Origin of the sequence: Thiospirochaeta perfilievii, from assembly GCF_008329945.1 — a bacterium.
GTDB classification, from domain to species: Bacteria; Spirochaetota; Spirochaetia; order DSM-2461; family DSM-2461; genus Thiospirochaeta; species Thiospirochaeta perfilievii.
This window is the reverse complement of the sequence record NZ_CP035807.1, coordinates 732,999-758,510: the sequence shown is the minus strand read 5'-3', so window position 1 is coordinate 758,510 and position 25,512 is coordinate 732,999. Positions and strand designations below refer to the sequence as shown.

Here is a 25,512-nt window from a genome sequence, read left to right as displayed (position 1 = left end):
ACTTTTTAAAATAGATTGTATTTATGTATGTATCAATAGTTTGTGATTTTAATAGCGATAATAGTAGAAAGGTTGTTGATTCCATATTAATGCAGTATGGATTTAATAGGGTTCAAACAGATACCTACGAGATGAACTCAATTGGTGATAATAGTGTCTCTAAATTAAAATTAGAGATTGATAGACACTGTGACGCCTTTGATAAAGTTAGACTATATCAGTACCCATTAGATCATAAATTAGTTATTTCCTATCTACATGAAAAGAGATGGAAAAAGAAAATAATACTAGATAAATCAATAATTAAGGGATAAATATGTTAGAAGATTTAAATCCACAAATAAAAAGTTTATATAATAAAATCCAAGACTCATGGAGGCGTCTTTGACGCTACAACTATAAAAAAGGAAGTTAAGGAGATAGAACTACTCTCTGGTGCTCCGGATTTCTGGAATGATAGGGAACAGGCAGAGTCTAAGATGTCCAAGATGAATCAACTTAAAGGGTTATATGAGCCATGGGAAGAGTTAGTTCATGTTATGGATGATCTTAAAGGTTTGTATGAGCTTGCCATAGAAGAGGGTGAAGAATCCTATTTTGAAGAGATAGAGAGTTCTCTATCCCAACTAAATGCTACCTATGAGAAGTTAACAGTTCTAGAATTAATGGGGGATGAGGCAGACCCCGCAGGTGCCTATATTACAATTCACTCTGGAGCAGGGGGAACTGAAGCCTGTGATTGGGCAAACATGTTGTATAGAATGTACTTTCGTTGGATAGAAAAAAGTAACTTTACATACTCAATAATAGAGATGCAGGATGCAGAAGGTGGTATTAAATCCGTATCCCTTGAGGTTAAAGGGGATTACGCCTTTGGGATGTTAAAAGGAGAGACAGGTGTTCATCGTTTAGTCCGAATATCTCCCTTTGATTCAAATGCAAGAAGACATACATCTTTTGCCTCTGTATATGTATCCCCTGTAATAGATGACAGTATAACTGTGGATATAAAACCTGATGACATTAGAGTCGATACCTATAGGGCATCAGGGGCAGGTGGTCAGCATGTTAATAAAACTTCCAGTGCAGTAAGATTAACTCATTTTGAGTCGGGAATTGTTGTACAATGTCAAAATGAAAGAAGTCAATTAAAGAATAGAGAACTAGCAATGAAGGTATTAAAATCTAGACTTTATGAGTATTATAAACAGATACAAGATGCTAAAAATGCTGAAAACTCTGCAGAAAAGCATGATATAGGTTGGGGTAGTCAAATACGTAGTTATGTATTTCAGCCCTATAGAATGGTTAAGGATTTAAGAACAAGACACGAGACTTCAAACATTAACGGAGTCATGGATGGGGATCTTGATCCATTTATAGAGAGTTATTTGAGGTTTAATGCAGGACTATGAGACGAGTTTTAATAGTAGATGATATTCCATTTATAAGGTCCGTTATTAAGGATATACTCATTGCAGGTGATTTTGGTGTTGTTGGGGAGGCCTCTGATGGAGCCCAAGCTCTAGCTATGTATAAGGCTGTAAAACCTGATGTTGTTTTATTAGATATTAATATGCCCGTTTTAGATGGGATTGAGACATTAAAGCGGATTAAGAAAATTAATAAAGAGGCAATAATTATTATGTGTTCTTCTCTAGGAGATCAGGAGAATATTGTTAATGCAATTTCCCTTGGAGCAAAGGATTTTGTTGTTAAACCCTTTAGAAAAGAGCGAATATTATCAGCCTTAGAGAAAGCTATACTTTGAAAAAATATCTTCTTATTCTACTGGTTCAAGTTATATTTATAATAAATGCTGATGAGAGTGTAAAAAAATCCTGGAGTGTAGAGTGGGGAGCTTTAGAAGGCAAAAATTTGTCCCTTAGTAATAAGATTCTATTAAATATTATTCCAACATATTTTAGGGATAATATAGATACTGAATTGTACCACTTTTTAGATGATGTTGAGTCTAAAGAAGTACACAAAATGATTGTTAGAAATAGAATAACTGAACTACAGCAGGAGTTAAGTTTAAAATATATTAGTAAAGATAAACTCTTTTTTGAAACTAAAAGAGATGAAAAAAAGTATAATAAATTAGTTGAAGATATTGAAAAACTTAGGGTTGATATTAAAAAAACCAAAGCCTGGATATTGGAAAATTAGAACCTATCAAATCCCTACCAATACTCTACTCGCCTACAAAAGATAACAAGTTTTCTTTTAAAAAGGAGATTGAATTAGAGTACTACCTAGAAAAGTCTGAGATTGATTATTATATAACTGGTATATTAGAGGAGTTAGGGGATAATCTACTTTTAGATATTAAGTTATACTCAAGATATAATAATAACCCAATTAATATATGGTCGGGGATAGGTAGTAGTGAGGAGATTTTAGGTTATAGAAAAGAGATATTAGAGCAGCTTATTAAGTATGTTATCTCTCCTAATATTGTTGAGTATAAAATAGAGGTTGAACCTAGTGATACCCTAATATACATTAATAATAAGTTTAAAGGCTTAGGTCACTACAACGGCTACATCTTAAATGGCAATAAATTTGATATTAAACTTTCAAAAGAGGGATATGAAACCCAAATTATGACAAGTGGGGATAATAATTTAAGTAGAACCATGAAATTTGAATTAAAACCCCTAGAGAGTGATTTTATTAATTTAGATACTCTACCTAGTGGTGCTTCTATCTATTACGGTTCAAGGTATATGGGGACAACCCCTTTAGATATTCCTAAATACTCTTTTGCCCAGAAGTTAACTATCTCCTTAGATGGGTATCTAGATAAATCTTTAATCATTGATCAAAAGAGTATAAGCCGCACAATTAAATTAAAAGCTGGAGTAGTAGACAAAGAGAGCAACTATATACTTAAAAAGAACCGCTTTTATAGGAATACAGCTATTTTCTCTTTCTCTTTAGCCATACCACTATTTTTAGGGACACAGGGTGATAATATAAATAGTTCTGTATATAATATATCAATTGGAAATGCATTTTTTTGGGGGATAAATCTTTTTATCGATCTATTTAGATATTTAAAAGCAGCAGAATTAAGTGTTGAATAAAGGAGTTAGTATGAAGAGTTTTGGACAGAGACTTAAGAGTATATTTAGTGCAAAAATAGATGAAGAATTTTTTGAAAACATGGAGGATCTTTTAGTAGAATCTGATTTAGGAGCTCTGCTTTCAATGGAGATCTCTGATAAGCTAAGGGAATCGTGTAAAAAAAAGAGTATAAAAAACCTTGATGGATTAAAGGGAGAACTTAGAAATATTTTAAGTGACTATGTTATCGAGGACAGTTTAAAGGTTAAACCTGGGGAACTAAATCTTTTCCTTTTTCTCGGGGTAAACGGTGTTGGTAAAACAACTACTATAGGCCGTTTAGCCCATTATTTTAAGACTAAAGAGAGTGTAAAGGATATTGTTTTAAGTGCAGGTGATACCTTTAGAGCCGCAGCTATTGATCAGTTAAAAATCCATGGAGAGAGAACCAATTGCAGAGTTGTTTCACAGCAACATGGTGCTGACCCAGGAGCGGTTATCTTTGATACTGTAAAGTCAGCTAAATCTAAGGGAGAAGAGCTAATATTAGCTGATACAGCAGGTCGTATGCATAATAAAACTAACCTTATTAAGGAGCTGGAAAAAATAAATAAAATTGTTTTAAACGCTGTTGATAAGGCAAATTATAAAAAAATATTAGTAGTTGATTGTACTACTGGACAAAATGGTCTAAATCAAGCTCTACAGTTTAATGAAGCTGTCAAGATTGATGGTGTAGTTTTAACAAAGTATGACTCAAGTGCTAAGGGAGGGATAATCCCTGCAATATGTAATAGGCTAAATATACCCTTCTATTTTATTGGTACAGGGGAGGGATTAGATGATATTAAACCCTTTAATAAGGTAGAGTATATAAAAGAGTTAATAGGAGTTTAATGAGACTTTTTCTAATTATCTTTTTTACAATATCTATTTCTCTTTTTCCAGAAAGTCTAATATATAACTCTAACAAGTCTGGAATGACATTAGAGCCAATAGATGATAGCAGTGTGGGAGAGTACCACATTGAAGAGATTGTTGATGATCTTAACTGGACAAAGACATTAAATTTTTATCAGTCTAAAAAATTACTTAAAAAAACAGAAGAAGAGTATACAAGTAACTTTCTAATGCTAGAGAGAAGAAGAATTTTTGATGGAATTAATAAAACCATTGAAATATATAATGACTCTGGCATCGATAGGGAGGAGTTTTATACTAAAAACATTTTACAATACAGTAATAATTTCTTATATGATGATAGGGGTCAATTAATTTATACTAAGCGTCTAGACTCTAATGAAGATGAAAGATATGTAGAGAGCTACTTCTATAATAAGGATGGGAGCTTAAGAAAAATAGAGAGATCTACAGTTGAAGGTTACTATATCCACTGGTTTTATAAAGATGGGTATATTTTAGAATCATGGTTAATTGAAGGGGATAAATCCACTAGGAGTATATATAATATAAATGGTACATTTTCAAAAATATCAATATATATCAATGATCAGATTTATTCAAATAAGGTATTTAACTATAATAAGGATAACCTTCTATTAAATACTGTAGAGATTACAGGTAGTAAAAAAACTGATTCCCAGTATAATTTAAGTGGAGAACTTACTGAACAGAGGGAATTTTATGATGATATTTTAAGTAAGAGAACAACGTTTAAGTATAAAAACTCATATTTAATATCTGAAGTGATTAGTGGCCATGGAAAAAAAGAGGAATATATATATCAAAGAGATATGGATGGGAATATAAAACAGACAGATTATCTTGTTAACAATGTTATAAATAAGAAGAGTATTTATCTTAATAACAGTAGTTATACCACAGAAGAGTATAAGAGTGGGGTTATCTATCTTAAAGAGTACTATGAAAAGGGTGAGAAAATAAAAAGGGACCTGTTCTTAAATGGAGAACTATTTAAAAGTGAGAAATTAAGTGAATAATTGGATTATATTTACATCTTTGCGTCATCTAAAGACAAAGAGAAAGGAGAAGGGAGATACATCAACTTTCTTATCTGTTATTGGGATACTCTCTGGTGTAATGACTATGATTACAGTAATTGGGGTAATGAATGGTTTTCAAGGGAGTAACATTGATAAAAGAGTTGAGATTGGATCCGGCCACGTAGCGTTAGAACCTATTTCAAATAACTCATCTATTAACATAAACCTGTTAACCAACCTTAAAAATGTAAAGAGTTTTTATAAGAGTTCTGAGTTTGTAACTGCAGCTTCAGATGGTAGGGACAGTGAGATTATCGGCTTACAGGTAAACTCTCTTCCTCAAAATATCTATAAAATTGATGAATCCTTTAAGAGTTGGGTAAAAATACATAGTGGTAGTTTTAATATTAATAGTGACAATTCTATTATTATTGGTAAATCTTTAGCATATAGTAGACATCTATCAATTGGTGATAAGATCAATTTAATTGCATTTGGATCAAAGGAGACTAAATTCAGTCCTAAGGAGATTGAGTATACCATTAGTGGAATTTTTAGATCAGGTAGTATTGAGTATGATGAACGCCTTGTATTTATCTCTAATGAGAGTGCAGAAAGATATTTCATCTCTGAAAATGAATTTATGTATAAATTTAAAATTGAGAATAGAAATAGATATCAATCCCTTGTAAATACTCTTTCAGGTATTCCTGAAGTTTTGGATAACTATACTATAAAGTCATGGAAGGATTATAATACAAGTTATTACAACGCATTAAAAAATGAAAAGGATCTAATGACAATTTTAATTGGTCTTATATTTTTAGTTGTAGGTATTAATATTTATAACTCCCTAAGAAGATCGGTTTACATGAGGTTTGAGGAGATTTCTGTTTTAAAAACATTAGGTGCAACATCCTTTGATATAAGGGTAATTTTTATTTTAGAGAGTTTTTTTATTGGTTTTGTTGGAGCTACCCTAGGGGTATTCCTAGGTTTATGGATAGTAAATAATATTAACTACATATTTGAAATTCTTGAAAATATAGTAAATTTTGTATTTTCATTTACAAATGGAGGCTCTATATCATTTTATGGTCCCCAATTTTTCTACTTAAATACAGTTCCGGTAGAAGTCTATTTAAATGAGTCAATCCTAGTATACTTATCTGCTGTTGGTACATCCATAATAGCAGCCTATGCTGCATCAAAGAGAATTTCAGAGATTAGACCTGGAGAGGTAATTAGAAATGAGTAGTTTATTAGAAGTTAGAAATGTAAATAAGATATATAAGTCTGAGGGTGAGAGTTTAGAGGTTCTTCAGGAGATCTCCTTTGATCTAAAAAAAGGGGAATCTCTTATTATTACAGGTGAGAGTGGGTGTGGTAAGAGTACACTACTAAATATAATTGGAGGTTTAGACTCTGTAACATCTGGTAGTATAAATAGTTGTGGCTTAAACATAACAGATATGGGTGAGGAAAAACTTACAAGTTATAGAAAGAAGTCAGTAGGGTTTATATTTCAGTTTCACTACCTTTTAAAGGACTTTTCTGCGCTAGAAAATTTAATGTTACCCCTATTAATAAATGGTGAGAGTAAAAAAATAGCTAAAGAACACGCTTTAAAACTAATTAATGATGTTGGTTTATATGATAGAAAGAAACACTACCCATCCCAATTATCAGGTGGGGAGAGACAGAGAGTAGCTATAGCTAGGGCTCTTGCCAATAGACCTAAAATTATCTTAGCAGATGAACCTACAGGTAACCTTGATGAGATGAATTCAGGATTAATACAGAATTTACTTTTTAAACTAGTAGAGGATTATAATAAATCTTTAATTCTAGTAACCCATGACGCAACAATAAAGAGTAAGGGAAATTTCCATTACTCAATTAAAAGTGGAAGGTTTGTTAATCAATGAGTCTAAAAACTATTTTTTACCTAGGGTTACGGCCATTTAAACCTAAAAAACATGGAATTAAGGGGGTTGTAGTTCATACAATTCTAGTTGTAACTATAGCAATGCTTCCATTGGTAGTTGTAGTAATGGTTGCAGATGGTATGATACAGGGGATTACAAGTAGATATATTGAAACTTCTAGTTACCACTTTAGAGTCTACTCAAGGCAGCCGGCGGATATTATAGACTTTGATGAGTATAATAAAACTAGGAATGAGTTAAATAAAGTCCCAGGGATAATATCCTCAGAGATAGAGAGAACAGGAGCAGCCGTTGGTGTTGTTAACAATATTAAAACTGGAATATATATTAGGGGGATAGATCCTATTGCTCTTAAAAGTGATAAGGGGTTTAATAAATATATTACTGTCCAGGATGGCTCTTTTGATAACTTAAGTGATGACACTACTGTGATTAGTAGCTTTCTAGCTAGAAAACTCAATGTTAAAGTTGGTGAAGATATTAGGGTTATAACTGGTAAGGTTTTAAGCAATAATAGAGTTCTTCCAAAAATAACTAGATTAAAAGTTGTTGGTATTGTTAAAACTGGGTATGAAGATTTAGATAAACTATGGTTATTTACAACCCTGGATCTTGCAAAGAAAATTCTACCAAATAAGAGTTCTGATACTTTTATTGGAGTTAAATGTTTAGAACCATATAATAATTTAGATGAACTATATTCACAAATTAAAAGCAGTATTCCCAGTGGTTGGATAATCCGTAAATGGGAACAGTTAAATAGAAATACCTATGAGAATTTTAAGACTACAAAAATGGTTTTAGCATTAATTATGGGGCTAATTGTTATTGTGGCAGCAATAAATATATCATCATCCCTAATTATGCTTGTTTTAGAGAAGAGAAGAGATATAGCTATTCTTAAGGGGATGGGGCTATCTCCTAATGAGGTAATGGGTTCATATCTTTTAACTGGAATAATTATAGGTGTTTTAGGTACAATTTTAGGGGTTGTAATTGGAATTTTTATCTCCCTTAATATAAATCAACTTATTGACATGTTTGAAAGCTTATTAAACTATGGTTTAAGATTTGTTAACTTTATACTAAATATTGAGAGTGATAAAAAGTTTATATTATTAGATTCCGAGTACTATCTTGATGATATTCCTGTGGATCTAGACTATTTAAAACTTCTATTAATGACATTTTTCTCTATTACAACTACAGCCGTAGCCTCTTTCTTACCAGCAAGAAAGGCAGGATTGATAAAGCCACTAAAAATTATGCAAAAATATTAATTTATTTTATTTTTTTTAATTATATCCTAAAATTAAATTAAGGAGATAATTATGATAAGAGGTTTTACTCCAGAGTTTCAAAAAATTATTTCAGTAACTGTACAAAAAATTGGAAAAGATAATAACTCTGTTAAGATTGAGCCAGAACATGTAATACTTGGACTAATAGATGATGTTGAGTGTCTAGCATACAAGGCCCTATCTGCAATGAGTGTTGATATAGATGATATGAAGAGTGAAATTCTAGACTCTATTAAGAAAGATGACAAAGATGTTTTTATCGCTGGGGAGATCCCCCAATCTAGAAGAACTAAATGGTTACTAGAGTCTGCTACAAAAGAGGCTAGAAATTTCAATAGGGACTTAGTAGGAACCGAGCATATACTCTTTGCCGCTATTACAGAGGTTGGAAGTCAGGCTAATAAGTATATCACTTCAATTAAACTAAATCTTGATATTTTAAGAAGAGTAATTTTTGAATTAAATAAAAAAAAGGAGAGATTATCTGGTTTTACTAGCTCCATATTTAAGGATACCACAACAGTAACAGAAGTTGAAAAATCCTCTAGTCTAAAGGATTTTTGTATAGATCTAACCCAAAGAGCAAAAAATGGTTTAATAGACCCTGTATTAGGAAGGGAGTTTGAGATTGAGAGAATTGTAAGAATTTTATCAAGGAGAAATAAGAACAATCCTGTTTTAATAGGTGAACCGGGGGTAGGTAAAACTGCAATTATTGAGGGGTTAGCCTCAAGGATTGTGAATGGTGAGGTACCACATAAGTTTTTAAATAAAAAAATATTAACCCTAGATATCGCTTCTATGATTGCTGGTACTAAATATAGGGGAGAGTTTGAAGGACGATTTAAAAAATTAATTAAAGAGATTGTAAAGAGTGGGGATATTATACTATTTATAGATGAACTACACTCTATTGTTGGAGCTGGAGGAGCCGAAGGGGCAATAGATGCATCCACTATATTAAAGCCATCCCTCTCTAGGGGAGAGATTCGTTGTATAGGTGCTACAACCCTAGATGAGTATAAGAAACACATTGAAAAAGATACAGCTTTAGATCGAAGATTTCAGCAGGTCTATGTTGAAGAACCAAACTTTGAAAACAGTGTAGCAATCATTCGTGGGGTAATATCAAAATATGAGAGTCATCATAATGTAAAATATAGTGATGCAGCATTAGTTAGCGCAGTCTCCCTAGCAGATCGGTATATAACCGATAAGTTTCAGCCAGATAAGACAATAGATTTAATAGATGAGGCAGGGGCTGTAAAATCTCTTCAGGTTACTAAACAGCCTGAGGAACTACTCTCCCTAGAGTTTCGGGTGGATGAGTTAGTAAAAGAGAAATCCCTATTAGTTAAGAATCAGAACTATGAAAAAGCAGCTAGGATAAGGGATGAAGTTATATCTATTAGGCAGGAGATTGATGAACTTAAAAGTTCTTGGCAGAGTAGTTTAGTTAACCAGGTTAGTGAAGTTACCCAGGATGATATTTATGATCTAATATCTAGGATAACAGGTATCCCATCAATTAAGTTTGCTACAGATGAGAAGGTTAAACTATTAGAGTTGGATAGCTACTTAAAAGAGAGGGTAGTTGGACAGGATGAGGCTGTAAATGCAATAACAGCTTCTGTTAGAAGAGCCCGTGCAGGTATATCTAGCCCTAATAGACCCCTTGGTTCCTTTATTTTTTTAGGACCAACAGGAGTAGGGAAGACACTACTAGCTAAAACTCTAGCAACCTTTCTATTTGGAGATGAGAAGTCACTAATTAGGGTAGATATGTCTGACTATATGGAAAAACATAACGTTTCAAGGTTAGTTGGAGCACCTCCTGGCTATGTGGGTTATGAGGAGGGAGGATTTTTAACAGATAAAATAAGAAGGAAACCCTATAGTGTTATTCTTCTTGATGAGATAGAGAAAGCCCATGCTGATGTTTTTAATCTTCTTTTACAAATCCTAGAAGAGGGTGAGTTACAAGATAGTAGTGGTCGAACTATCTCATTTAAAAACTGTGTTGTAATTATGACTAGTAACGCTGGAGCTAGGGATATTGTAAATGTTAATAAGTTTGGTTTTGTTTCCCAAAGTGGAGAACAGGATCAAAAATCAATTAAATCATCAGCTTTAGGTGAGCTTAAAAGGATTTTTCGACCTGAGTTCTTAAACAGAATTGATGAGACTATTGTTTTTAAGGCTCTTAACCATGAAAACTTAAAACAAATTTTAGATATAAGCTTAAAAGAGCTTGTTGATAGGCTTAAGGCTATGGATATCTCCCTTGATATAACAAGCAGTGCAAAACTTTTTTTATTAGATGAAAAACACTATGATAAGAGTTATGGCGCAAGACCAATTAGGAGAATTATACTTAATCAATTAGAAGATCCCTTAGCTTTGGAAATATTACTAGGTAAGCTTGATCAAGGGGCACATGTTTCTGTAGAATTGAAGGAGGAAAATTTAGTATTTAACTATGGAGGATAAGTGAAAAAATATCTATTACTGTTGTCACTGTTTGTATGTGGACTATCAATATCAGCAGTTAATAGCCTCCAGTTATATCAGGCAGGTAAAAAAGCATTTTCTGTAGGTTTGTACTCTATCGCTCTAGAAAATTTGAACCAGTATCTATCCACTGAAGATATGGATAAAAGGGTAGAGTCCCTCTATCTAAGCGGAATCTCTTCCTATCATATAAAACAGTATAGTGATTCTATAACTTTTTTTAATGGAATTATTAACCAGTTTCCAAATTCGAAATATGTAGAAGCTGGTTATTATTGGATGGGTTTAGATTATTATTATCTTAAGGATTATAAGGATGCTACTAAATTTTTTGAACTAAGTTCAAATATAGATTCCCAATATAAAAACATCTCTCTTTTATTTAAATCTCTATCCCATATAAAGTTAAATGAAATTGATGATGCTATAAATAGTTTTAAAAGACTAATTAACAACCCTGATGCTGAGTCTAGATATAGGGAGGAAGCAATTTATAGATTAGGAACACTATATTTAGAACAGGGGAATTTAAATAGTACTATAAATGTACTAAATACTATTTTATTAGACTATCCTGACTCTAAGTTCTACAATGAGAGCCTGTCTATAGTTGCAAACTCCTACTTTCTTTTAGAAGAGTGGAGTAATGCAGAGAGAACATATCTACTACTTAACTATCTTAAAAGTGATCAAAAAATTATTAGAAGATTAGCCACAATATCCAATAAACTAGGGAAAAAGGGTGAAAGTATCAAATACCTAAGGGAGTTTATTGATAGTTATTCACCTACCGAAGATGTTTTATTAATGTTAGGTGATCTATTAATGTCAGAGAATAAGAGTATGGAAGCTGTTAATATCTACATCAGTTTAAATAGCGTTTTATCTGACCCTAAGGATATTGATGAGAATAACCATAGAATAGGTAGCATATATTATAACTTAAAAGATTATGAAAACTCCTTTAGATATTTTAGTAGAGTAGAAACCCAAGAGTCATCACTATATTTTACAGTTTTAGCAGGTTTAATAAGTGGTAATGATGTTCTATCTTATATTCATAAACTAAATGATATGTTTACAAAGGGCGAGTTAGCTCTAGATGGTAATAATAGATATATTAACTACCTTCAAGAGAATAAAGATTTTAAAAACCTTGAGCTTTTTTTAGAATATTTAACAGAATTATATCCTACTGTAACAACCTATTCACTAACTTATGGTGAACTTTTATTAGAGGATAACAGATTAGAAGAGAGTATCAAATATCTCTCTAAGGGATACTATATAGGTTCCCCATACTACAGTAATATTGTTTATAAGTTAGGTTGGATCTACTACTCTAAGGGTGAGTTTATAAGGTCTATAGAGTATTTTGATAAGCTTAAGTTGACAGATAGGGAGTATATTGATGGATTATACTCAAAAAGTATAGCTTATTACCAAATTGGAGAACTAGCTAAGGGTAAGAGTGGTTTCCTTGAGCTTCTAAATAGTGATAATAGTTATAAAGAAGAGGTCTCTTTTTATTTAGGTTTAATAGAAAAGGATAATTTTAACTACGTAGATGGGATAAAATATTTTAATACCTCAATTAATAAGCAGTCTCTCTATATAGGTTCAATGGAGAACTTAGCTTGGTGTTATTACTACTTAACTGAGTATAAAGAAGCTCTAGATATATATACAAAACTTAGAAATACAAGTCATAAGGATATCTACATTTTTAACTCTGCTAACTGTTATAGTAACATGAATTTATTAGAGGAAGCTTTAGAAGAGTATCTTTTATTAGTTGATCTAGAAAGTGAATATATCGAGAGTTCATATTATAAATCGGTTGAGATTCTATTTAAATTATCTAGAGATAAGGATGCATTTATATTAGTTAAAGATTTCTATAATAAATATAGAGAGTCTGAACTCCCAGGTAGTGTTATGATGAATGAGGGGGATAATAGACTATATGGTGGAAACATTATTAGTTCTATAGATGTATATAAAGAGGCTTTAAATATTTTTGATAGGGATAAAAACTGGTATAAAGCTAGATTTAGATTAGCAGAAGCTTACTCCTTATCAGAAAATATCATAGAATCTCTAAATTTACTAATTGATTCCATCTATGATAAAGACATATATTTTTTAGAGAGTGTTAAACAGATTGTAACAATCTTAAAAGAACAGTTAGATCCAAGATTAACACTCTATGTAAAGAATTTATTAGAAGATAAAAATATAGATAAGAGTTTAGTTATCCCTATTTATACAGAAATAATAAACCAAGGCTTTTATGGGGATAGTTCCATTGAAGTTATCAATAACCTAATTCAGCTATCTGATAGTAGAGATGAAATTGATAGATTGATATATCTTAAATCTTATTATCTTTTTAAAGATAATAATTTTAAAGAGGCTGAAATAAATATTACAACCCTTTTATCAAGTAGCTTAACAGAAGACTTGGTTAAAATAGATGCAATAATGTTAGAAGCACAAATTTTAGAGGAGTATGGAGAAGAAAAAGAGGCTATAGATCTTTATCTAAATCTCTATATAAACTATTCTGACTTTAAGGAAGAGGCTTCCTATGCCTTATATAAAGGCCTTATTTTAAGTGGGAAAATTGAGGATCTAGTTTTAAAGGACAAAATTATGAACATACTAGCTACAGAATATAAGGATACAACCTGGTATAGCAGGAGCATTAGTGAATAGTAAAGCCGTTATTCTTCTGATATTTTTATTATCTCTTTGTCCTCTCTTTTCAATAGAGAAGGAAATAAGTGCTTTTAATACAAGAGCTTTTAACTCCCTTGACTTAGATCCATCAAACGCCCTCTATTTTGCTGATAAGAGTATCTATATTAATAATAATAGTGATAAAAAGGAGTACCTATACTCTCTTTATATTAAAGCTAGAGCCTTAGATATATTAAATGAAAAATTTTTACTTATTGATACTGTTAAAGAGGGATTTAACATTATAAAAGAGGGTAACATAAAGTTGGATAACAACCTATTTATACTATTTATTGCAGAAACATTTCTTAAATATGATATGTATGAAGAATTAGACACTCTATTAACTATAGAAGAACTTGTTGCATCACTTGATGATAGAGAAGTTGTATATTTTTCAATTTTACGTTTTAAACTTAATTTCGAGTTAGGTATAGAGATAGATTTGAATAAGTTTGAACAAATATTAAACTTAAGTAAAAGTTTAGAGAACGATGAAATCTTAGCTATGGTATATAATTTTTTTGGTGAGTATTATAAGGATATCGATTTACAAAAATCCCTCTCTTACTTTTTAAAATCTTCAGAGTTTGAGATGAGTCCTTATGGAGTCCAATCCCTTTTAGCATTAGGAGAGATTACAAATAGTACAAACTACTTAAAAGAGGCCTACTTAGTAAGTAAGTTTATTAATAAGGACCCTTTAGAGATAGAGGTTCTTAAGTCACTTTGTCAAAAATATAAAAAAGTTGGTGATTATAAAAATTTATCCATAGTACAAGAAGACCTAATCGCCTTACAAGAGAAGTATTCAAATTTTATACTTTTACAAAATAAGAAAATTCAAAGACTAGGATTTAATCAAGAGGTACTTTTGGACAAATTAGAAAAAAGCAAAACCAAAGAGTCGTTTCTACAACTAATATTAATCTCAATGGCTGTTGCATTTTTCTTTTTTATTATTGTCCTCTCTGTGCAATCCTATAGATTACGTGGTTTTAATATTTAAAATAACTCTTTCCTATAAACTCTCTAATAAGTGAATCTGATGGTACTAAATCCTCAGGTATTGGGGTAAAATTGGATAATAGATTAAGTATTCTAACAGCTTCATTATAGTTTGCATTATCTGGCCTAATAGTTCTAAGCAGAGGTTCTGCATATATTTTTAGTACTGCTATCTCATAGGGTAGGGCTGAATTAAAAACACAATCTGCACTTCCTTGAAATGGGAATATATATTTCTTTTCACCCCTATTAACACTAGGCCAAATATTAAATGTATTATCTGCACTATATCTTCGAAAGTTATAATCCCTAACCATACGCCTTAATAATCTATTATCTGTTGAAGAGATCCTATTGTTATCATCAAGATTAAGTCCTGTAAGGGCTGAAATATAAATTTTAAACTTTGATGATTTGGGTACTTTATCTGTTAGTTCATCATTTAATGCGTGTATACCCTCAATAATTAGGACATTATTTTCTTCTAATTTTAGCTTCCTACCCTCTAATATCTGTATCCCTTTAGTAAAGTCATTTATTGGAATATATGTCTCTTTCCCTGCGAGTAGATCAATCAGATTCTGATTAAGAAGGGGTATATTAAGAGCATGAACAGTTTCTAGATCCTTCTCACCAAACTCATCTACTGGTACCTTATCATGGGGAAGATAGTAGTCATCAAGGGAGATATTAATTGGTTTTATACCATTTATCTCCAATGCAAGGGCTAATTTTTTTGAAAATGTAGTCTTCCCTGAAGAGGATGGACCTGCTATTAAAATTGCCTTTACACTATCGATATTTTTTTGTATTTTTGATGCAATGTTAACAATTTGTCTATCATGTTCTGTTTCGGATAACTTAATAAAGTGCCTAATACTCTTTGTTAATGATAACTCGTTTAATTTACCTACACAGTGAACTTCTTGGATTTTAACCCATTTTTTATAGTCTTGAAATATACCAAAAATAACTGGCATATCCTCTACCGGTGTTAGTTTTTTAGGGTTTAATGAGTGGGGGAAGTGAAGTAAAAACCCGTTACCCTTATTAACTAAATCAAAGGTCTTAATATACCCGGTAGATGGAGCTAAGGGCATGTGATATATCTCTTTAAACCCTAGACAATCAACAATTTTAAGGTCATCCTCTGTTCTATACTCTAAAAGCTGGGCTGTATCGTACTGGTGAATAGATTTGAAATAGTTAACAGCTTCAACCCATGAGATGTAGTTCTCCTTTATAGGTCTATCCTCTTCTACAATCTCGTGCATTCTATTTTCTAAAAGAATTAGTTCATCCTCTGTTACTATTTCGTCAAGAAAGTAGTAGTAAAATGCGTGACCTAGAGAGTGGCCAATAATTAACTTCTTATTAGGTAGAACTTCCTTTGCTGCCATGGATAAAATAAAACATAGTGTCTGTCTGTATGCTCTAGATCCAGGAATAGTATCTATATAGATTGGTTCTATATTACAGTTTGACTTTAACTCGTGGTGTAGAGATATTATTTTATTATTTGCCGATGCGGCAATTATACTTTTATCTTCTAAAATAGTTATTAAATTAGAATACTGATCTACTTCATAATTTTTTTTATCTATTGTTAAATTAATCTTATTCATATTGTAACCTCTACTATAAGCATAATGTTAGATATGAAATATTTATAGTAATTTATAATTATTAATGCTAACATTACATAATTTTTTTTAATGGAGTTTATTATGGTGAAAAAAGGAATAGTTATCTTATTTTTTATTGTTACTACTATTGGAACAGCTAGTGCTGTAACTGTTGGTGGTATGGGTGTATTTGAGCCTTCAGGTTTTACTGCAACAGCTAGTAGTGGAAAAGTAGAGGTTGAGTTATCAATTACAGCTTTAACAAACAGTGCCCTAAGTTTAAGTGCAGACTATACACTAGCAGGAGCCGGAATTGCTAATGGTTTCTCTTGGAATGTTGCAGCTGGTGCAGGAATTGGTATTAGTGATAATTATTTTGGCTTAAATATTATTGTTCCAGTAGAACTAGTATTTAAAATTAGGGAAATATTAAATGGTTTAGATATCTATCTTCAAGCTAAGCCTATAGTACCTATAATTCCTAAACCTACATTTGATTTTGAAGTAGGTCTTGGAGTTAGAGTAGGACTATAATTTGAAGCATTTACTGTTTCTTATATTTTTTAATCTATCATTTATAGTCTACTCCCAAGAGAGTAGGCTATTTCAATTTTATAACAGTAATCCAAATGAGAGTTATATAATGTTAAATGTTGGTATATCCTCTGGTTTAACTATAAACTCTAAAAATATAAACCTAAATTTTGATTACTCATTTATCCATTTCAAAGGGATGACCTTCTCTACAGATCTTTTTTTATACAGTAGGGATCTTAATAGTTCTCAGTTAAAAATAGGCCTAGGAAGTGGGGTTCTATTGAATGTTTCCCTAGATAAATTCTCATCAATTTTTTTAATTAGATTCCCAATAGAGTATATTTTAAATAATAACTTTTTTATAAGGGGTATCCCAATTATGGGGTATACAATGTTTGAATATGAGAGTAGTTTTGTCTATACTTTTTCCCTCAGTTTTGGTTATAGGTTTGATATGTATAGGGAAGAGTAGATAAAAAAAGCTGCATAAGCAGCTTTTTTTAGAATTTAAGATTTTTAGAACTTCTTGGGAAGGGTATAACATCCCTAATATTTTCCATACCAGTTACATACATTATCAATCTTGCAAATCCAAGACCAAAACCTGAATGTGGTACAGAGCCATACTTTCTTGTATCTAAATACCAAGAGTACTCTTCAGGATCTAACCCTACTTCTTTGATTTTCCCTAAAAGCGTCTCGTAATCATTCTCTCTTTCGGATCCACCAATTATTTCACCTAGTCTAGGAACTAAAATATCTACACCTCTTACAGTCTTTCCATCTTCATTTAGTTTCATATAGAAGGCTTTAATATCCTTAGGATAGTCAACAACTGCAACAGCTCCATTAAAATGTTTTGTTAAGTACTTTTCATGCTCTGTATGTAGGTCTATTCCCCAGCTTACAGGGTATTGGAATTTCTCATTAGATTTCTCTAAAATATCTATAGCCTCGGTGTATGTAACCCTTTTAAACTCACTCTTAATTACATTCTCTAGTTTCTCAATAACACCCTTTTCTATGTGTTGATTAAAAAACGCCATATCTTCCTGACAGTTGTCTAGTACATACTGTAATATATATTTTAAAAACTCCTCAGCAATGTCTATGTTCATATTAATATCACAAAAAGCCATCTCTGGTTCAATCATCCAAAACTCAGATAAATGTTTTGTAGTATTGGAGTTTTCTGCTCTAAACGTTGGTCCAAAGGTGTATATATTACCAAGGGCTGTAGCGTATGTTTCACCCATTAGTTGGCCACTAACAGTTAAGGATGCCTTTTTACCAAAGAAGTCCCTTGTATAGTCAACTCCACCTGATAGTTTCTCCATAGGAATAGTTGTAACTTGGAACATCTCTCCAGCACCTTCTGCATCACTCTCTGTGATTATAGGTGTATTTACATATAGGAATCCATTCTCTTGGAAATATTTATGCACAGCAAAACTCATTGCGTTTCTAACCCTAGCAACAGCAGCAAATGTATTACTTCTTGGTCGTAAATGGGCTATATCCCTTAAAAATTCAAATGAGTGTCTCTTTTTTTGCAGAGGATAATCATCTGGAGCTTCCCCTAGGACAGTGATATTTTTTGCCTGTATTTCGACTGTTTGACCCTTACCTAAAGACTCAACTAGAATTCCGTTTACACTACAACTAGCACCGGTATTAAGCTGATTTATAGCATTTAATAAATTCTCATTAGAATTCTCTTTATCAATAATGATCTGTATATTACTCATACATGAACCATCATTTAATGCTATAAAACATACTGCTTTAGAATCTCTTTTGGATCTAACCCAGCCATTAACTGTCAATTCCTGCTCTTTTGCAGGGGTTTGTAGAATCTCTTTTATCCGTCTATCCATAATATGGTATTATACAGAAAATAAAATCTTAGTGTATATGCCTTTCTAAAAAAAATGCACTGTATTTATCCCAAAAAATAAGAAAATTTTGCTGTATGTCGTTAAAATAATTTCGTTGAATTAGTGCTCCTGCAGGTCCAATATACCTATAGTGCCAAGGTTCCCATATATATGTTGTTAAACTCTCTTTTCCCTTGGGATAGGATAGGGTGAAACCATACTTCCAACTATTCTCTTTTAACCATTTACCAGCATCTGTGTAAGCATAAGCTGTTGTTATTGTCCCAAAATCAACAGCTGTTCCTAGCTGGTGTTGACTCGCTCCTGGGTATGCCACAATTGTTGCTGCTTTTTCTTCACCGTGAAAATTTTTCATATTGTTAAATATTCTATTTTGAAAACCATAGGATCTATAGGTTGATGCTATAAAAATATCGATATTATTTTTCTTTGCATCATTTGACATCTGAATAAAATCATCTATTGCATATTGGGCAAAAAGCATTGTTTTATATCTTGTGTGCAGATCGAAATCACTTAAATTGACCATTTTAGGAGGGATATAGTTTTCTAATAGTCTATGGTTTTTATCAACTAAGGTTAAATCAACACTATTATTAAGGAGTTTATCTACAAGTGTTAGAAAGTTGACAGGAGTAGTTGTTATGGCTTTTTTTGTAATTTCATCTTCATTAATAATTACCTTCGCTAGGTCATCACTATTTATATTAAATTTATTATGTAAATTTTGGGTATAAATTGAAGTTGATAATATTACTATATATAAAGTTATGTAAAAAATATTTCTCATAAGTAAAACTAAAAATTATGGTATAATTTGTCAAGGAGGATAAGAGATAGGGTTATAACAAAGATTATTTTACTATTATCCTTTGTTTTTTTTACCTCATTTGTATTACTGTCTGAATTATAAGGTGTAAGATTTAAAAGCTTATTATCTATTTGTTCTATAAATCCCTTAAATTTAATTTTATCACCAGAGGTTAGCTGGTTAAAATAGTGAAATGTATCTCTAATTAGAATACCAGTTGTTCCTGAAAACTTAATATTAGACATACTTATATGCTTTGATAGATATAATAGACCAATTAATAGGGCTGAATTATATAATCCATTCTCCAGTGCTCCTAAGGTTATTGTCATTGGTCCAATATTCGTTATAACTAGTCCTACAGGACTAAATAGAGAAACTATTAAAATAGATGTAAATAGCAAGATATTAGGAAGAAGTTTTACTCTAAATCCGGATAAAAATGTTATTATTATATAAAAAATAGCAGTTATTAGCTTTAAATATGGGTTATTAATAAATAGAAACATCAAAATTGATAAAAAACCTACTGTATGTTTAATTTGTTACTCCTTATCCAAAGGGACTTGTCTAAAAAATTATTAGTGAAATATCCGATAACTATACCTGTTATTAATCCTGTAATAAGTATAGGCAACCCAATATACTTAGCTCCAGAACCTAGTAGTAGTGTTGCAAATGATATTTGTACTAAGTTACTACTTAATGCTCCAATAACACTTATACCTATCATTGAAATCCATCTATTAAAAACTCTGTAAAAGATTAACATAATAATCCCGCTAGCTAAAGATCCAGAAAGTGAGTATAAAAAAATCCAACTAAAGATAGTCCCGGCAATTAGTGAAGAACCAATTGACTTGATAAAAATTAATAAAATAGTCTTTTTAGGGGTTAGTAGTACTAGGGAGAGTAGGATTGGTATATTTGCAAGTCCTATTCTAAGGAATGGTATAGGTTTAGGTATAATATACTCAATAACCGAGAAAAAAAGGGAAAGTGCTCCTAAAATAGGTATTATATTGTAACTATTAGAACGTGATGGCATCGACTTCATTATCATGATCTCCAACTATTGATATAAGTATTCTATTAGGTAAACAGGCTGAACTCTGACCACTTTTGGAGATTTCTCCAATTTTTATACAGGTTTTGTTGGAGCAGGGAGACTCTATAATCTTCGCTGTGTTATCTAATACCCTTACAGTTGTATCTCCTATTTCCCCATGAAATGTATAATCTTCATCTTTATCTAGAGGGTATAAATACTCTCTACCTACTACTTCAATCTTGACAAAACTGCTACTATTACTGTTGTTTAGTGTATTTATAAAAAAAATAGTTATTACTACAATTGTGCATATAACTACTAGAGCATCTAGGGGTTTAAATATCATAATAGGAGTATATCTTATCTGGGGTTATTATGTTAAGAAAGATTACAATAATATATTTAATTATTATTTCACTTAGTTGCAGTAATATTAAAGAGAGACAAAATTTTAGTTTTTTAGGTCTAAATACTACATGTAGCATAACTATTTATAACTCTTCTCCAATTGATATTGAAGAGGTAAAGGCTCAGATTATGGAAATTGAAAATCTAATGAGTTCCCATGTTTTTGATAGTGATGTTAGTAATATAAATAGATTGGCTGGTATTACTTTTTATAAACCATCAGAATCTACCCTTACTGTTATTAGAGAGGGTATAAAGTATGGGGTTATTTCAAATGGTGAATTTGATATAACAATAGGACCCCTTATCTCTCTTTGGGATATTAATAATAAAACTACTGTTCCAAATAGTCGTGATATAGAGAATTTATTACCCTTAGTTAATTATAACAATATTATTATTGAAGATAAAAAAGTTATGTTACAGAACAAAGATATGTCCATTGATCTAGGAGGAATAGCCAAGGGTTATGCTTCTAATAGGTTAAAAGATTTTTTAGTAAGTAGAGGTGTTAAATCTGCCATTATAAATCTAGGTGGTAATATAGATCTAATAGGTTTAAAAAATAGTAATAGCTTGTGGAGTATTGGAATTCAGCACCCTAGAAAAATTAGGGGTAATTATATCGGTTTATTGAGGGTTGAGGAGTCATCGTTTGTTTCTAGTGGTGATTATGAACGGTTTTTTATAGAGGATGGCATTCGATATCATCATATATTAGATAGTTTTACAGGTTACCCTAAAAATGGAGATATTATAAGTTCATCTATATTAGATTCATCGGCAATAAAAGGAGATGCCCTGTCTACTATAACTTTTGGAAGAAGTATATCTGATGTTAAGAAGCTTAGGGAGTCTATAGAGTTTGAAGGAGTCTTTATTACTAGAAATAAGGAGATTTATATAACTGATGCCCTTAAGAATATATTTACTCTTAAAGATGAAACATATAGTATAATTCCATGAATATTCAGATTATAGGTACAAAAAAGTGTAAAGATACACAAAAAGTTGAAAGGTTTTTTAAAGATCGGTCTATTAAATACCACTTTGCAGACCTTAAAGAGCGTGGAATTAGTGTTGGTGAGTTAAATAAAATATCATCTGGTAGAGACCCTGAGGATCTGATAAATAAAAACTCGGTAACTTTTAAAAAGAAAAATTTTATATATATGGATTATAATCCCCTTGAAGAAATTTTAGAGCATCCAGATCTTTTAGTTACCCCTATAATTAGAAGTGGGAATAGGGTTATTATTGGTTTTGATCAAAAAGCTATAAAGTCTTTAATTGAGGAATAGTTGATGAGATACGCTGTAATTGGATCTGGTTCGTCTGCAAACTCTTATATTTTTGAAGTTGGGAAGGACCTTTTTGTTATAGATAATGGCTTTTCCTTAAAAGAGTTTAAGTTAAGGGTTAATAAATTAGGTTTTAAATACACGGATATAAGAGCAGTTTTTCTTACTCATACCCACTCAGACCACTCTAAGGGAGTAGGGCCTCTCTCTAGGGATTTGGAAATTCCTGTTTATGCTCATAAAAATATAAAGGGTGATTTTTATATCCATAAACCAATAGAACCATTTAAACACTATGTTATAAATGAACTTAACATTATGCCCTTTGATCTATCCCATGATGCTAAAGACTCTATAAGTTTCTACTTTAAGATTTTAGAAAAAAGAGTGACAATTATTACAGATACTGGAATGATAACACCCCAGATGTATAATTTAGCCAAAAGATCCCATCTACTGTTTTTAGAGGCAAACTACTGTGATAAGCTGTTAAAATCTGGACCTTATCCTGACTTTCTTAAAAGAAGAATTCAGTCTAATGTTGGACACTTATCAAATATTTCAGCAATAAATTTTCTTAATGATCTAACTAGTGATGACAATTGTTGTATATCCTATGTCTATCTATGTCATCTTTCTAAAAACAATAACAGCATAGAAGCCGTCGAGAGGGATTTTTCTGAACTATATACCGGTGAAATCCCCTATAGAATTTGTAATAGGGATGAGTCTGTCTCCTGTGATGAGGCTTTAGGGTTAATTTAACCTGTAATGGTATTATTTACCACTATTTTCAGTCTAAATGATCATACTGGCTATATATTAAGTTGGCATTATAATTGCTTTAATAAGTTTAGGAGGACACAATGTTTGGTCTGTTTTTAATTAGTCTATTTATTTTTTTGGGTGCTGTTATACTGTTCAAAATTCTTTTTTTTGTATTTGGTGTTTTATTGGTAGGAGCAGGTTTTATAATTAAGATTGTAATAGCTTGTATATTTATTCCACTATTACCCCTTTTATTTATTATATCGATACCCTTTATCTCTGTAGGTTCTGTAACACTAATTTTAATTGGTGCTGTTGTTGTATCTCTTTTTACTGGTTCAGAAAGAAGTGGTAGGAAAAATTATAACTAGCCAGAATTGATTTTTAGGTGTAACATCATATAAGTTTGGCTATTCAAACTAAGCGGAGGTTATATGAGTAATTTTACACTTTTTAAAAGAGATAATAATATGAGTTTAAGTTCAAAAAACTGGAAGGATATATTTACAAATTGGAAGGGGGAGTCACAGGAGCATCTTCTTTTTGTAGTACCCCATGATGATGATGTTATAATTGGTGGTGCTCTTCTTATTCAAAAAGCAATTGAGGATGGGGTTAAGGTCTCAGTTTTAATTACAACTGACGGTTCTATGGGCTACTGTAGTGAAGAGGATCGGGACAATATTATAGAAATAAGAAGAAATGAGACACTTAAGGGTCTTGAGATCCTAGGTGTTAATAACGCTAAATGGCTGAACTTCCCAGACTGTAATACAAGTAACTTTATAGGTCGTAGAGTAGCCATATCTGGAGATCCCTGTGTTATTGATGGTTGTACAGGTATAGAAAACGCATTTACATACAATCTTCGAAAAATAAGACCAACTAGAGTTTTTGTACCAGCTGGGTCAGACTTAAATATGGATCATAAGGTTGTATATGATGAGTTGTTAATGTCTATTTTTCATGCAACAGGAACTATTTGGCCTAATTTAGGAGAACCTTTAGGTTGGATTCCTCCAGTTTATGAAATGGCTGTTTACTGTGATTTTGATAAGGATCCAAATTTAAAGATAACAAGTGATGATGCTGCTTTAGAAAATAAACTAAAAGCAATTTTAGCATTTGAGTCCCAAACACAAATATCAGTTCTTGTGGATAGTACAAGAGAGGGTGGAAATGTTGAATATTTTAGGGATATTGAGTTTAATCTATATGACCCAAGAAGATATAAGGATCTATTTTAAAATAAGGCTGTTAATATAACAGCCTATTTTTTTACTCTTTTATAATTTGTATATCTAAATATTAGTTCTGGATTGTTATTAACTACTTCTTCACTATATATTTCCCACTCTCTACCTATTTGTGGAAAGAATGTATCCGCAGTAAAGGACTTTTCTATATGAGTAACATATAGTTTATCAGCAATATTTAGTGCTTGTTTATATATTTCACCGCCCCCGATTATAAATATATCCTTTGAACTTATTTTAACTGCTTCTTCTAAGGAGTTAACAACTATTGCCCCATCTATGTGAAGATCCTTACTTCGAGATATTATTATGTTTTCCCTTTTAGGAAGAGGTCCCTTAGGTAGAGAGTCATATGTTTTTCTACCCATTATTACGGTTTTATTTATAGTTAACTCTTTAAAACGTGGTAGATCTCCAGGAAGGTAGGTTAGTAGTTCTCCATTACAACCTATTCCATTATTTCTATCCATTGCAACAATTATTGATATCATACAGATATCTCTCCTTTTATACCTGGATGACAGGTATAATTCTCAAAGGTAAAATCTTCATACTTAAAATCAAAAATGTCTGTAACTTCTGGGTTTATTTTTAGTGTTGGTAGAGTTTTTGGATCCCTACTTAACTGTAAATTAACCTGTTGGATATGATTATTATATATATGGGCATCACCTATTGTATGAATAAACTCGGAGGGTTTTAGGCCTGTTACCTGGGCAACCATAGCTAATAGTATTCCATAGGATGCTATATTAAAGGGTACACCTAAAAATATATCTGCACTTCTTTGGTATAGTTGTAACGATAGTTTCCCATCATTTACATAGAATTGAAAAAAAGCATGACACGGAGGAAGAGCCATATTATCTAACTCCCCTACATTCCAAGCACTTACAATATGTCGTCTAGAGTCCGGATTTGTTTTTATAGAGTTAATAACCTGGGTTATTTGATCAATATGCTTACCATTAGCAGTTGGCCAGCTTCTCCATTGGGAACCATAAACTGGACCTAACTCTCCATTATCATCAGCCCACTCATTCCAAATTCTTACACCGTTATCTTTAAGATATTTTATATTAGTATCACCTTTAAGAAACCATAAAAGTTCATGGATGATGGATTTAACATGGACTTTTTTTGTAGTTACAAGGGGAAATCCCTCTTCTAAGTTAAATCTCATTTGATATCCAAAGGTACTAATAGTTCCTGTTCCAGTCCTATCTCCCTTTTGAGTCCCACTATCTATAACATGTTTTAAAAGATCTAAATATTGTTTCATATCTAATAATATATATTATTGATGTTAA

The 25,512-nt window shown here is 31.5% G+C and carries 28 protein-coding genes; 20 read left to right on the top strand and 8 right to left on the bottom strand.

What is annotated here, in order from left to right; all coding sequences use genetic code 11:
- Nucleotides 1-23: 23 nt before the first annotated feature.
- The 13 genes from EW093_RS03485 to EW093_RS03425 all read left to right on the top strand — a co-directional run bounded on the left by EW093_RS03485 (nucleotide 24) and on the right by EW093_RS03425 (nucleotide 14,548).
- Nucleotides 24-314, top strand: coding sequence for a CRISPR-associated protein Cas2 (locus EW093_RS03485; RefSeq protein WP_149567057.1), 291 nt, complete (start codon nucleotides 24-26; stop codon nucleotides 312-314).
- Nucleotides 315-316: 2 nt separating this feature from the next.
- A protein-coding gene (gene prfB, locus EW093_RS03480) for a peptide chain release factor 2 (protein WP_149567056.1) occupies nucleotides 317-1,415 on the top strand; the annotation gives its coding sequence in 2 pieces (ribosomal slippage) (nucleotides 317-385 and nucleotides 387-1,415; 1,098 coding nt in all).
- Nucleotides 1,412-1,771, top strand: coding sequence for a response regulator (locus EW093_RS03475; protein WP_149567055.1), 360 nt, complete (start codon nucleotides 1,412-1,414; stop codon nucleotides 1,769-1,771). The genes prfB and EW093_RS03475 overlap by 4 nt, the downstream gene beginning before the upstream one ends.
- On the top strand, nucleotides 1,768-2,172 hold the full coding sequence (locus tag EW093_RS03470) for a hypothetical protein (RefSeq protein ID WP_149567054.1): 405 nt from the start codon (nucleotides 1,768-1,770) through the stop codon (nucleotides 2,170-2,172). The genes EW093_RS03475 and EW093_RS03470 overlap by 4 nt, the downstream gene beginning before the upstream one ends.
- Nucleotides 2,173-2,609: 437 nt before the next feature.
- Nucleotides 2,610-3,092 carry a PEGA domain-containing protein gene (locus EW093_RS03465; RefSeq protein ID WP_149567053.1) on the top strand — a complete coding sequence of 161 codons (483 nt, stop codon included), beginning with the start codon at nucleotides 2,610-2,612 and terminating at the stop codon, nucleotides 3,090-3,092.
- A gap of 10 nt (nucleotides 3,093-3,102) precedes the next feature.
- Nucleotides 3,103-3,969, top strand: a complete 867-nt coding sequence (gene ftsY / locus EW093_RS03460) for a signal recognition particle-docking protein FtsY (protein ID WP_149567052.1) — start codon at nucleotides 3,103-3,105, stop codon at nucleotides 3,967-3,969.
- A complete protein-coding gene (locus EW093_RS03455; protein WP_149567051.1) occupies nucleotides 3,969-5,033 on the top strand; it encodes a hypothetical protein in 1,065 nt (354 codons plus the stop codon). The genes ftsY and EW093_RS03455 overlap by 1 nt, the downstream gene beginning before the upstream one ends.
- A complete protein-coding gene (locus tag EW093_RS03450) occupies nucleotides 5,026-6,294 on the top strand; it encodes an ABC transporter permease (RefSeq protein ID WP_149567050.1) in 1,269 nt (422 codons plus the stop codon). The genes EW093_RS03455 and EW093_RS03450 overlap by 8 nt, the downstream gene beginning before the upstream one ends.
- Complete coding sequence (locus EW093_RS03445; RefSeq protein ID WP_149567049.1) at nucleotides 6,287-6,964, top strand: ABC transporter ATP-binding protein; 678 nt, start codon at nucleotides 6,287-6,289, stop codon at nucleotides 6,962-6,964. Before EW093_RS03450 ends, EW093_RS03445 begins: the two co-directional genes overlap by 8 nt.
- The gene (locus EW093_RS03440) at nucleotides 6,961-8,265 is read left to right on the top strand and encodes an ABC transporter permease (RefSeq protein WP_149567048.1); all 1,305 of its coding nucleotides are present in this window, start codon (nucleotides 6,961-6,963) and stop codon (nucleotides 8,263-8,265) included. The genes EW093_RS03445 and EW093_RS03440 overlap by 4 nt, the downstream gene beginning before the upstream one ends.
- A gap of 51 nt (nucleotides 8,266-8,316) precedes the next feature.
- Entirely contained in the window at nucleotides 8,317-10,776 is a 2,460-nt protein-coding gene (locus EW093_RS03435; RefSeq protein WP_149567047.1) for an ATP-dependent Clp protease ATP-binding subunit, read from the top strand.
- Nucleotides 10,777-13,515 (top strand): tetratricopeptide repeat protein, encoded by a 2,739-nt coding sequence (locus EW093_RS03430; protein WP_149567046.1) that lies wholly within the window; start codon nucleotides 10,777-10,779, stop codon nucleotides 13,513-13,515. It abuts the gene before it with no gap.
- On the top strand, nucleotides 13,508-14,548 hold the full coding sequence (locus EW093_RS03425; protein WP_149567045.1) for a hypothetical protein: 1,041 nt from the start codon (nucleotides 13,508-13,510) through the stop codon (nucleotides 14,546-14,548). The genes EW093_RS03430 and EW093_RS03425 overlap by 8 nt, the downstream gene beginning before the upstream one ends.
- On the opposite strand, the gene EW093_RS03420 is transcribed toward EW093_RS03425, so the two are convergent.
- Nucleotides 14,538-16,172 (bottom strand): nucleoside kinase, encoded by a 1,635-nt coding sequence (locus tag EW093_RS03420; protein ID WP_149567044.1) that lies wholly within the window; start codon nucleotides 16,170-16,172, stop codon nucleotides 14,538-14,540. The genes EW093_RS03425 and EW093_RS03420 overlap by 11 nt on opposite strands.
- A 102-nt stretch (nucleotides 16,173-16,274) precedes the next feature.
- Here EW093_RS03420 and EW093_RS03415 point away from each other — a divergent pair, with 102 nt between their 5' ends.
- Entirely contained in the window at nucleotides 16,275-16,706 is a 432-nt protein-coding gene (locus EW093_RS03415) for a hypothetical protein (protein WP_149567043.1), read from the top strand.
- A 1-nt stretch (nucleotide 16,707) separates the two neighbouring features.
- The gene (locus tag EW093_RS03410) at nucleotides 16,708-17,181 is read left to right on the top strand and encodes a hypothetical protein (protein ID WP_149567042.1); all 474 of its coding nucleotides are present in this window, start codon (nucleotides 16,708-16,710) and stop codon (nucleotides 17,179-17,181) included.
- Nucleotides 17,182-17,209: 28 nt separating this feature from the next.
- On the opposite strand, the gene asnS is transcribed toward EW093_RS03410, so the two are convergent.
- From asnS to EW093_RS03385, 5 genes are read right to left on the bottom strand one after another with little or no spacing between them, the layout of a single operon-like run.
- Nucleotides 17,210-18,586: an asparagine--tRNA ligase gene (gene asnS, locus EW093_RS03405; protein WP_149567041.1), complete on the bottom strand. Its 1,377-nt coding sequence runs from the start codon at nucleotides 18,584-18,586 to the stop codon at nucleotides 17,210-17,212.
- Nucleotides 18,587-18,614: 28 nt separating this feature from the next.
- Entirely contained in the window at nucleotides 18,615-19,397 is a 783-nt protein-coding gene (locus EW093_RS03400; RefSeq protein ID WP_149567040.1) for a M15 family metallopeptidase, read from the bottom strand.
- Nucleotides 19,398-19,405: 8 nt separating this feature from the next.
- A complete protein-coding gene (locus EW093_RS03395; RefSeq protein ID WP_149567039.1) occupies nucleotides 19,406-19,930 on the bottom strand; it encodes a hypothetical protein in 525 nt (174 codons plus the stop codon).
- A 14-nt stretch (nucleotides 19,931-19,944) separates the two neighbouring features.
- Complete coding sequence (locus EW093_RS03390; protein WP_187759813.1) at nucleotides 19,945-20,475, bottom strand: Gx transporter family protein; 531 nt, start codon at nucleotides 20,473-20,475, stop codon at nucleotides 19,945-19,947.
- Nucleotides 20,450-20,815, bottom strand: a complete 366-nt coding sequence (locus EW093_RS03385; protein ID WP_149567037.1) for a NusG domain II-containing protein — start codon at nucleotides 20,813-20,815, stop codon at nucleotides 20,450-20,452. Before EW093_RS03385 ends, EW093_RS03390 begins: the two co-directional genes overlap by 26 nt.
- A 29-nt stretch (nucleotides 20,816-20,844) precedes the next feature.
- On the opposite strand from EW093_RS03385, the gene EW093_RS03380 reads away from it, so the two are divergent.
- The 5 genes from EW093_RS03380 to EW093_RS03360 all read left to right on the top strand — a co-directional run bounded on the left by EW093_RS03380 (nucleotide 20,845) and on the right by EW093_RS03360 (nucleotide 24,193).
- Nucleotides 20,845-21,843, top strand: a complete 999-nt coding sequence (locus EW093_RS03380) for an FAD:protein FMN transferase (RefSeq protein WP_149567036.1) — start codon at nucleotides 20,845-20,847, stop codon at nucleotides 21,841-21,843.
- The gene (locus tag EW093_RS03375) at nucleotides 21,840-22,178 is read left to right on the top strand and encodes an arsenate reductase family protein (RefSeq protein WP_149567035.1); all 339 of its coding nucleotides are present in this window, start codon (nucleotides 21,840-21,842) and stop codon (nucleotides 22,176-22,178) included. The genes EW093_RS03380 and EW093_RS03375 overlap by 4 nt, the downstream gene beginning before the upstream one ends.
- Before the next feature lie 3 nt (nucleotides 22,179-22,181).
- Nucleotides 22,182-22,943, top strand: coding sequence for an MBL fold metallo-hydrolase (locus tag EW093_RS03370; protein ID WP_149567034.1), 762 nt, complete (start codon nucleotides 22,182-22,184; stop codon nucleotides 22,941-22,943).
- Between the two features lie 101 nt (nucleotides 22,944-23,044).
- The gene (locus EW093_RS03365) at nucleotides 23,045-23,317 is read left to right on the top strand and encodes a hypothetical protein (RefSeq protein ID WP_149567033.1); all 273 of its coding nucleotides are present in this window, start codon (nucleotides 23,045-23,047) and stop codon (nucleotides 23,315-23,317) included.
- A 63-nt stretch (nucleotides 23,318-23,380) separates the two neighbouring features.
- On the top strand, nucleotides 23,381-24,193 hold the full coding sequence (locus EW093_RS03360; RefSeq protein ID WP_149567032.1) for a PIG-L deacetylase family protein: 813 nt from the start codon (nucleotides 23,381-23,383) through the stop codon (nucleotides 24,191-24,193).
- A gap of 23 nt (nucleotides 24,194-24,216) precedes the next feature.
- Here EW093_RS03360 and EW093_RS03355 read toward each other — a convergent pair whose 3' ends face one another.
- Together EW093_RS03355 and EW093_RS03350 are read right to left on the bottom strand one after the other, a co-directional pair.
- Nucleotides 24,217-24,693, bottom strand: a complete 477-nt coding sequence (locus EW093_RS03355) for a dihydrofolate reductase (RefSeq protein ID WP_149567031.1) — start codon at nucleotides 24,691-24,693, stop codon at nucleotides 24,217-24,219.
- Entirely contained in the window at nucleotides 24,690-25,484 is a 795-nt protein-coding gene (locus EW093_RS03350; RefSeq protein ID WP_149567030.1) for a thymidylate synthase, read from the bottom strand. Before EW093_RS03350 ends, EW093_RS03355 begins: the two co-directional genes overlap by 4 nt.
- Between the last annotated feature and the right edge of the window lie 28 nt (nucleotides 25,485-25,512).

Bases quoted from the DNA above. Each gene is read 5' to 3' on its own strand.
- EW093_RS03485 (WP_149567057.1), top strand. From the start codon at position 24: ATGTATGTATCAATAGTTTGTGATTTTAATAGCGATAATAGTAGAAAG.
- EW093_RS03475 (WP_149567055.1), top strand. From the start codon at position 1,412: ATGAGACGAGTTTTAATAGTAGATGATATTCCATTTATAAGGTCCGTT.
- EW093_RS03465 (WP_149567053.1), top strand. From the start codon at position 2,610: ATGACAAGTGGGGATAATAATTTAAGTAGAACCATGAAATTTGAATTA.
- ftsY (WP_149567052.1), top strand. From the start codon at position 3,103: ATGAAGAGTTTTGGACAGAGACTTAAGAGTATATTTAGTGCAAAAATA.
- EW093_RS03455 (WP_149567051.1), top strand. From the start codon at position 3,969: ATGAGACTTTTTCTAATTATCTTTTTTACAATATCTATTTCTCTTTTT.
- EW093_RS03445 (WP_149567049.1), top strand. From the start codon at position 6,287: ATGAGTAGTTTATTAGAAGTTAGAAATGTAAATAAGATATATAAGTCT.
- EW093_RS03440 (WP_149567048.1), top strand. From the start codon at position 6,961: ATGAGTCTAAAAACTATTTTTTACCTAGGGTTACGGCCATTTAAACCT.
- EW093_RS03435 (WP_149567047.1), top strand. From the start codon at position 8,317: ATGATAAGAGGTTTTACTCCAGAGTTTCAAAAAATTATTTCAGTAACT.
- EW093_RS03420 (WP_149567044.1), bottom strand. From the start codon at position 16,172: ATGAATAAGATTAATTTAACAATAGATAAAAAAAATTATGAAGTAGAT.
- EW093_RS03415 (WP_149567043.1), top strand. From the start codon at position 16,275: ATGGTGAAAAAAGGAATAGTTATCTTATTTTTTATTGTTACTACTATT.
- asnS (WP_149567041.1), bottom strand. From the start codon at position 18,586: ATGGATAGACGGATAAAAGAGATTCTACAAACCCCTGCAAAAGAGCAG.
- EW093_RS03400 (WP_149567040.1), bottom strand. From the start codon at position 19,397: ATGAGAAATATTTTTTACATAACTTTATATATAGTAATATTATCAACT.
- EW093_RS03390 (WP_187759813.1), bottom strand. From the start codon at position 20,475: ATGAAGTCGATGCCATCACGTTCTAATAGTTACAATATAATACCTATT.
- EW093_RS03385 (WP_149567037.1), bottom strand. From the start codon at position 20,815: ATGATATTTAAACCCCTAGATGCTCTAGTAGTTATATGCACAATTGTA.
- EW093_RS03380 (WP_149567036.1), top strand. From the start codon at position 20,845: ATGTTAAGAAAGATTACAATAATATATTTAATTATTATTTCACTTAGT.
- EW093_RS03375 (WP_149567035.1), top strand. From the start codon at position 21,840: ATGAATATTCAGATTATAGGTACAAAAAAGTGTAAAGATACACAAAAA.
- EW093_RS03370 (WP_149567034.1), top strand. From the start codon at position 22,182: ATGAGATACGCTGTAATTGGATCTGGTTCGTCTGCAAACTCTTATATT.
- EW093_RS03365 (WP_149567033.1), top strand. From the start codon at position 23,045: ATGTTTGGTCTGTTTTTAATTAGTCTATTTATTTTTTTGGGTGCTGTT.
- EW093_RS03360 (WP_149567032.1), top strand. From the start codon at position 23,381: ATGAGTAATTTTACACTTTTTAAAAGAGATAATAATATGAGTTTAAGT.
- EW093_RS03355 (WP_149567031.1), bottom strand. From the start codon at position 24,693: ATGATATCAATAATTGTTGCAATGGATAGAAATAATGGAATAGGTTGT.
- EW093_RS03350 (WP_149567030.1), bottom strand. From the start codon at position 25,484: ATGAAACAATATTTAGATCTTTTAAAACATGTTATAGATAGTGGGACT.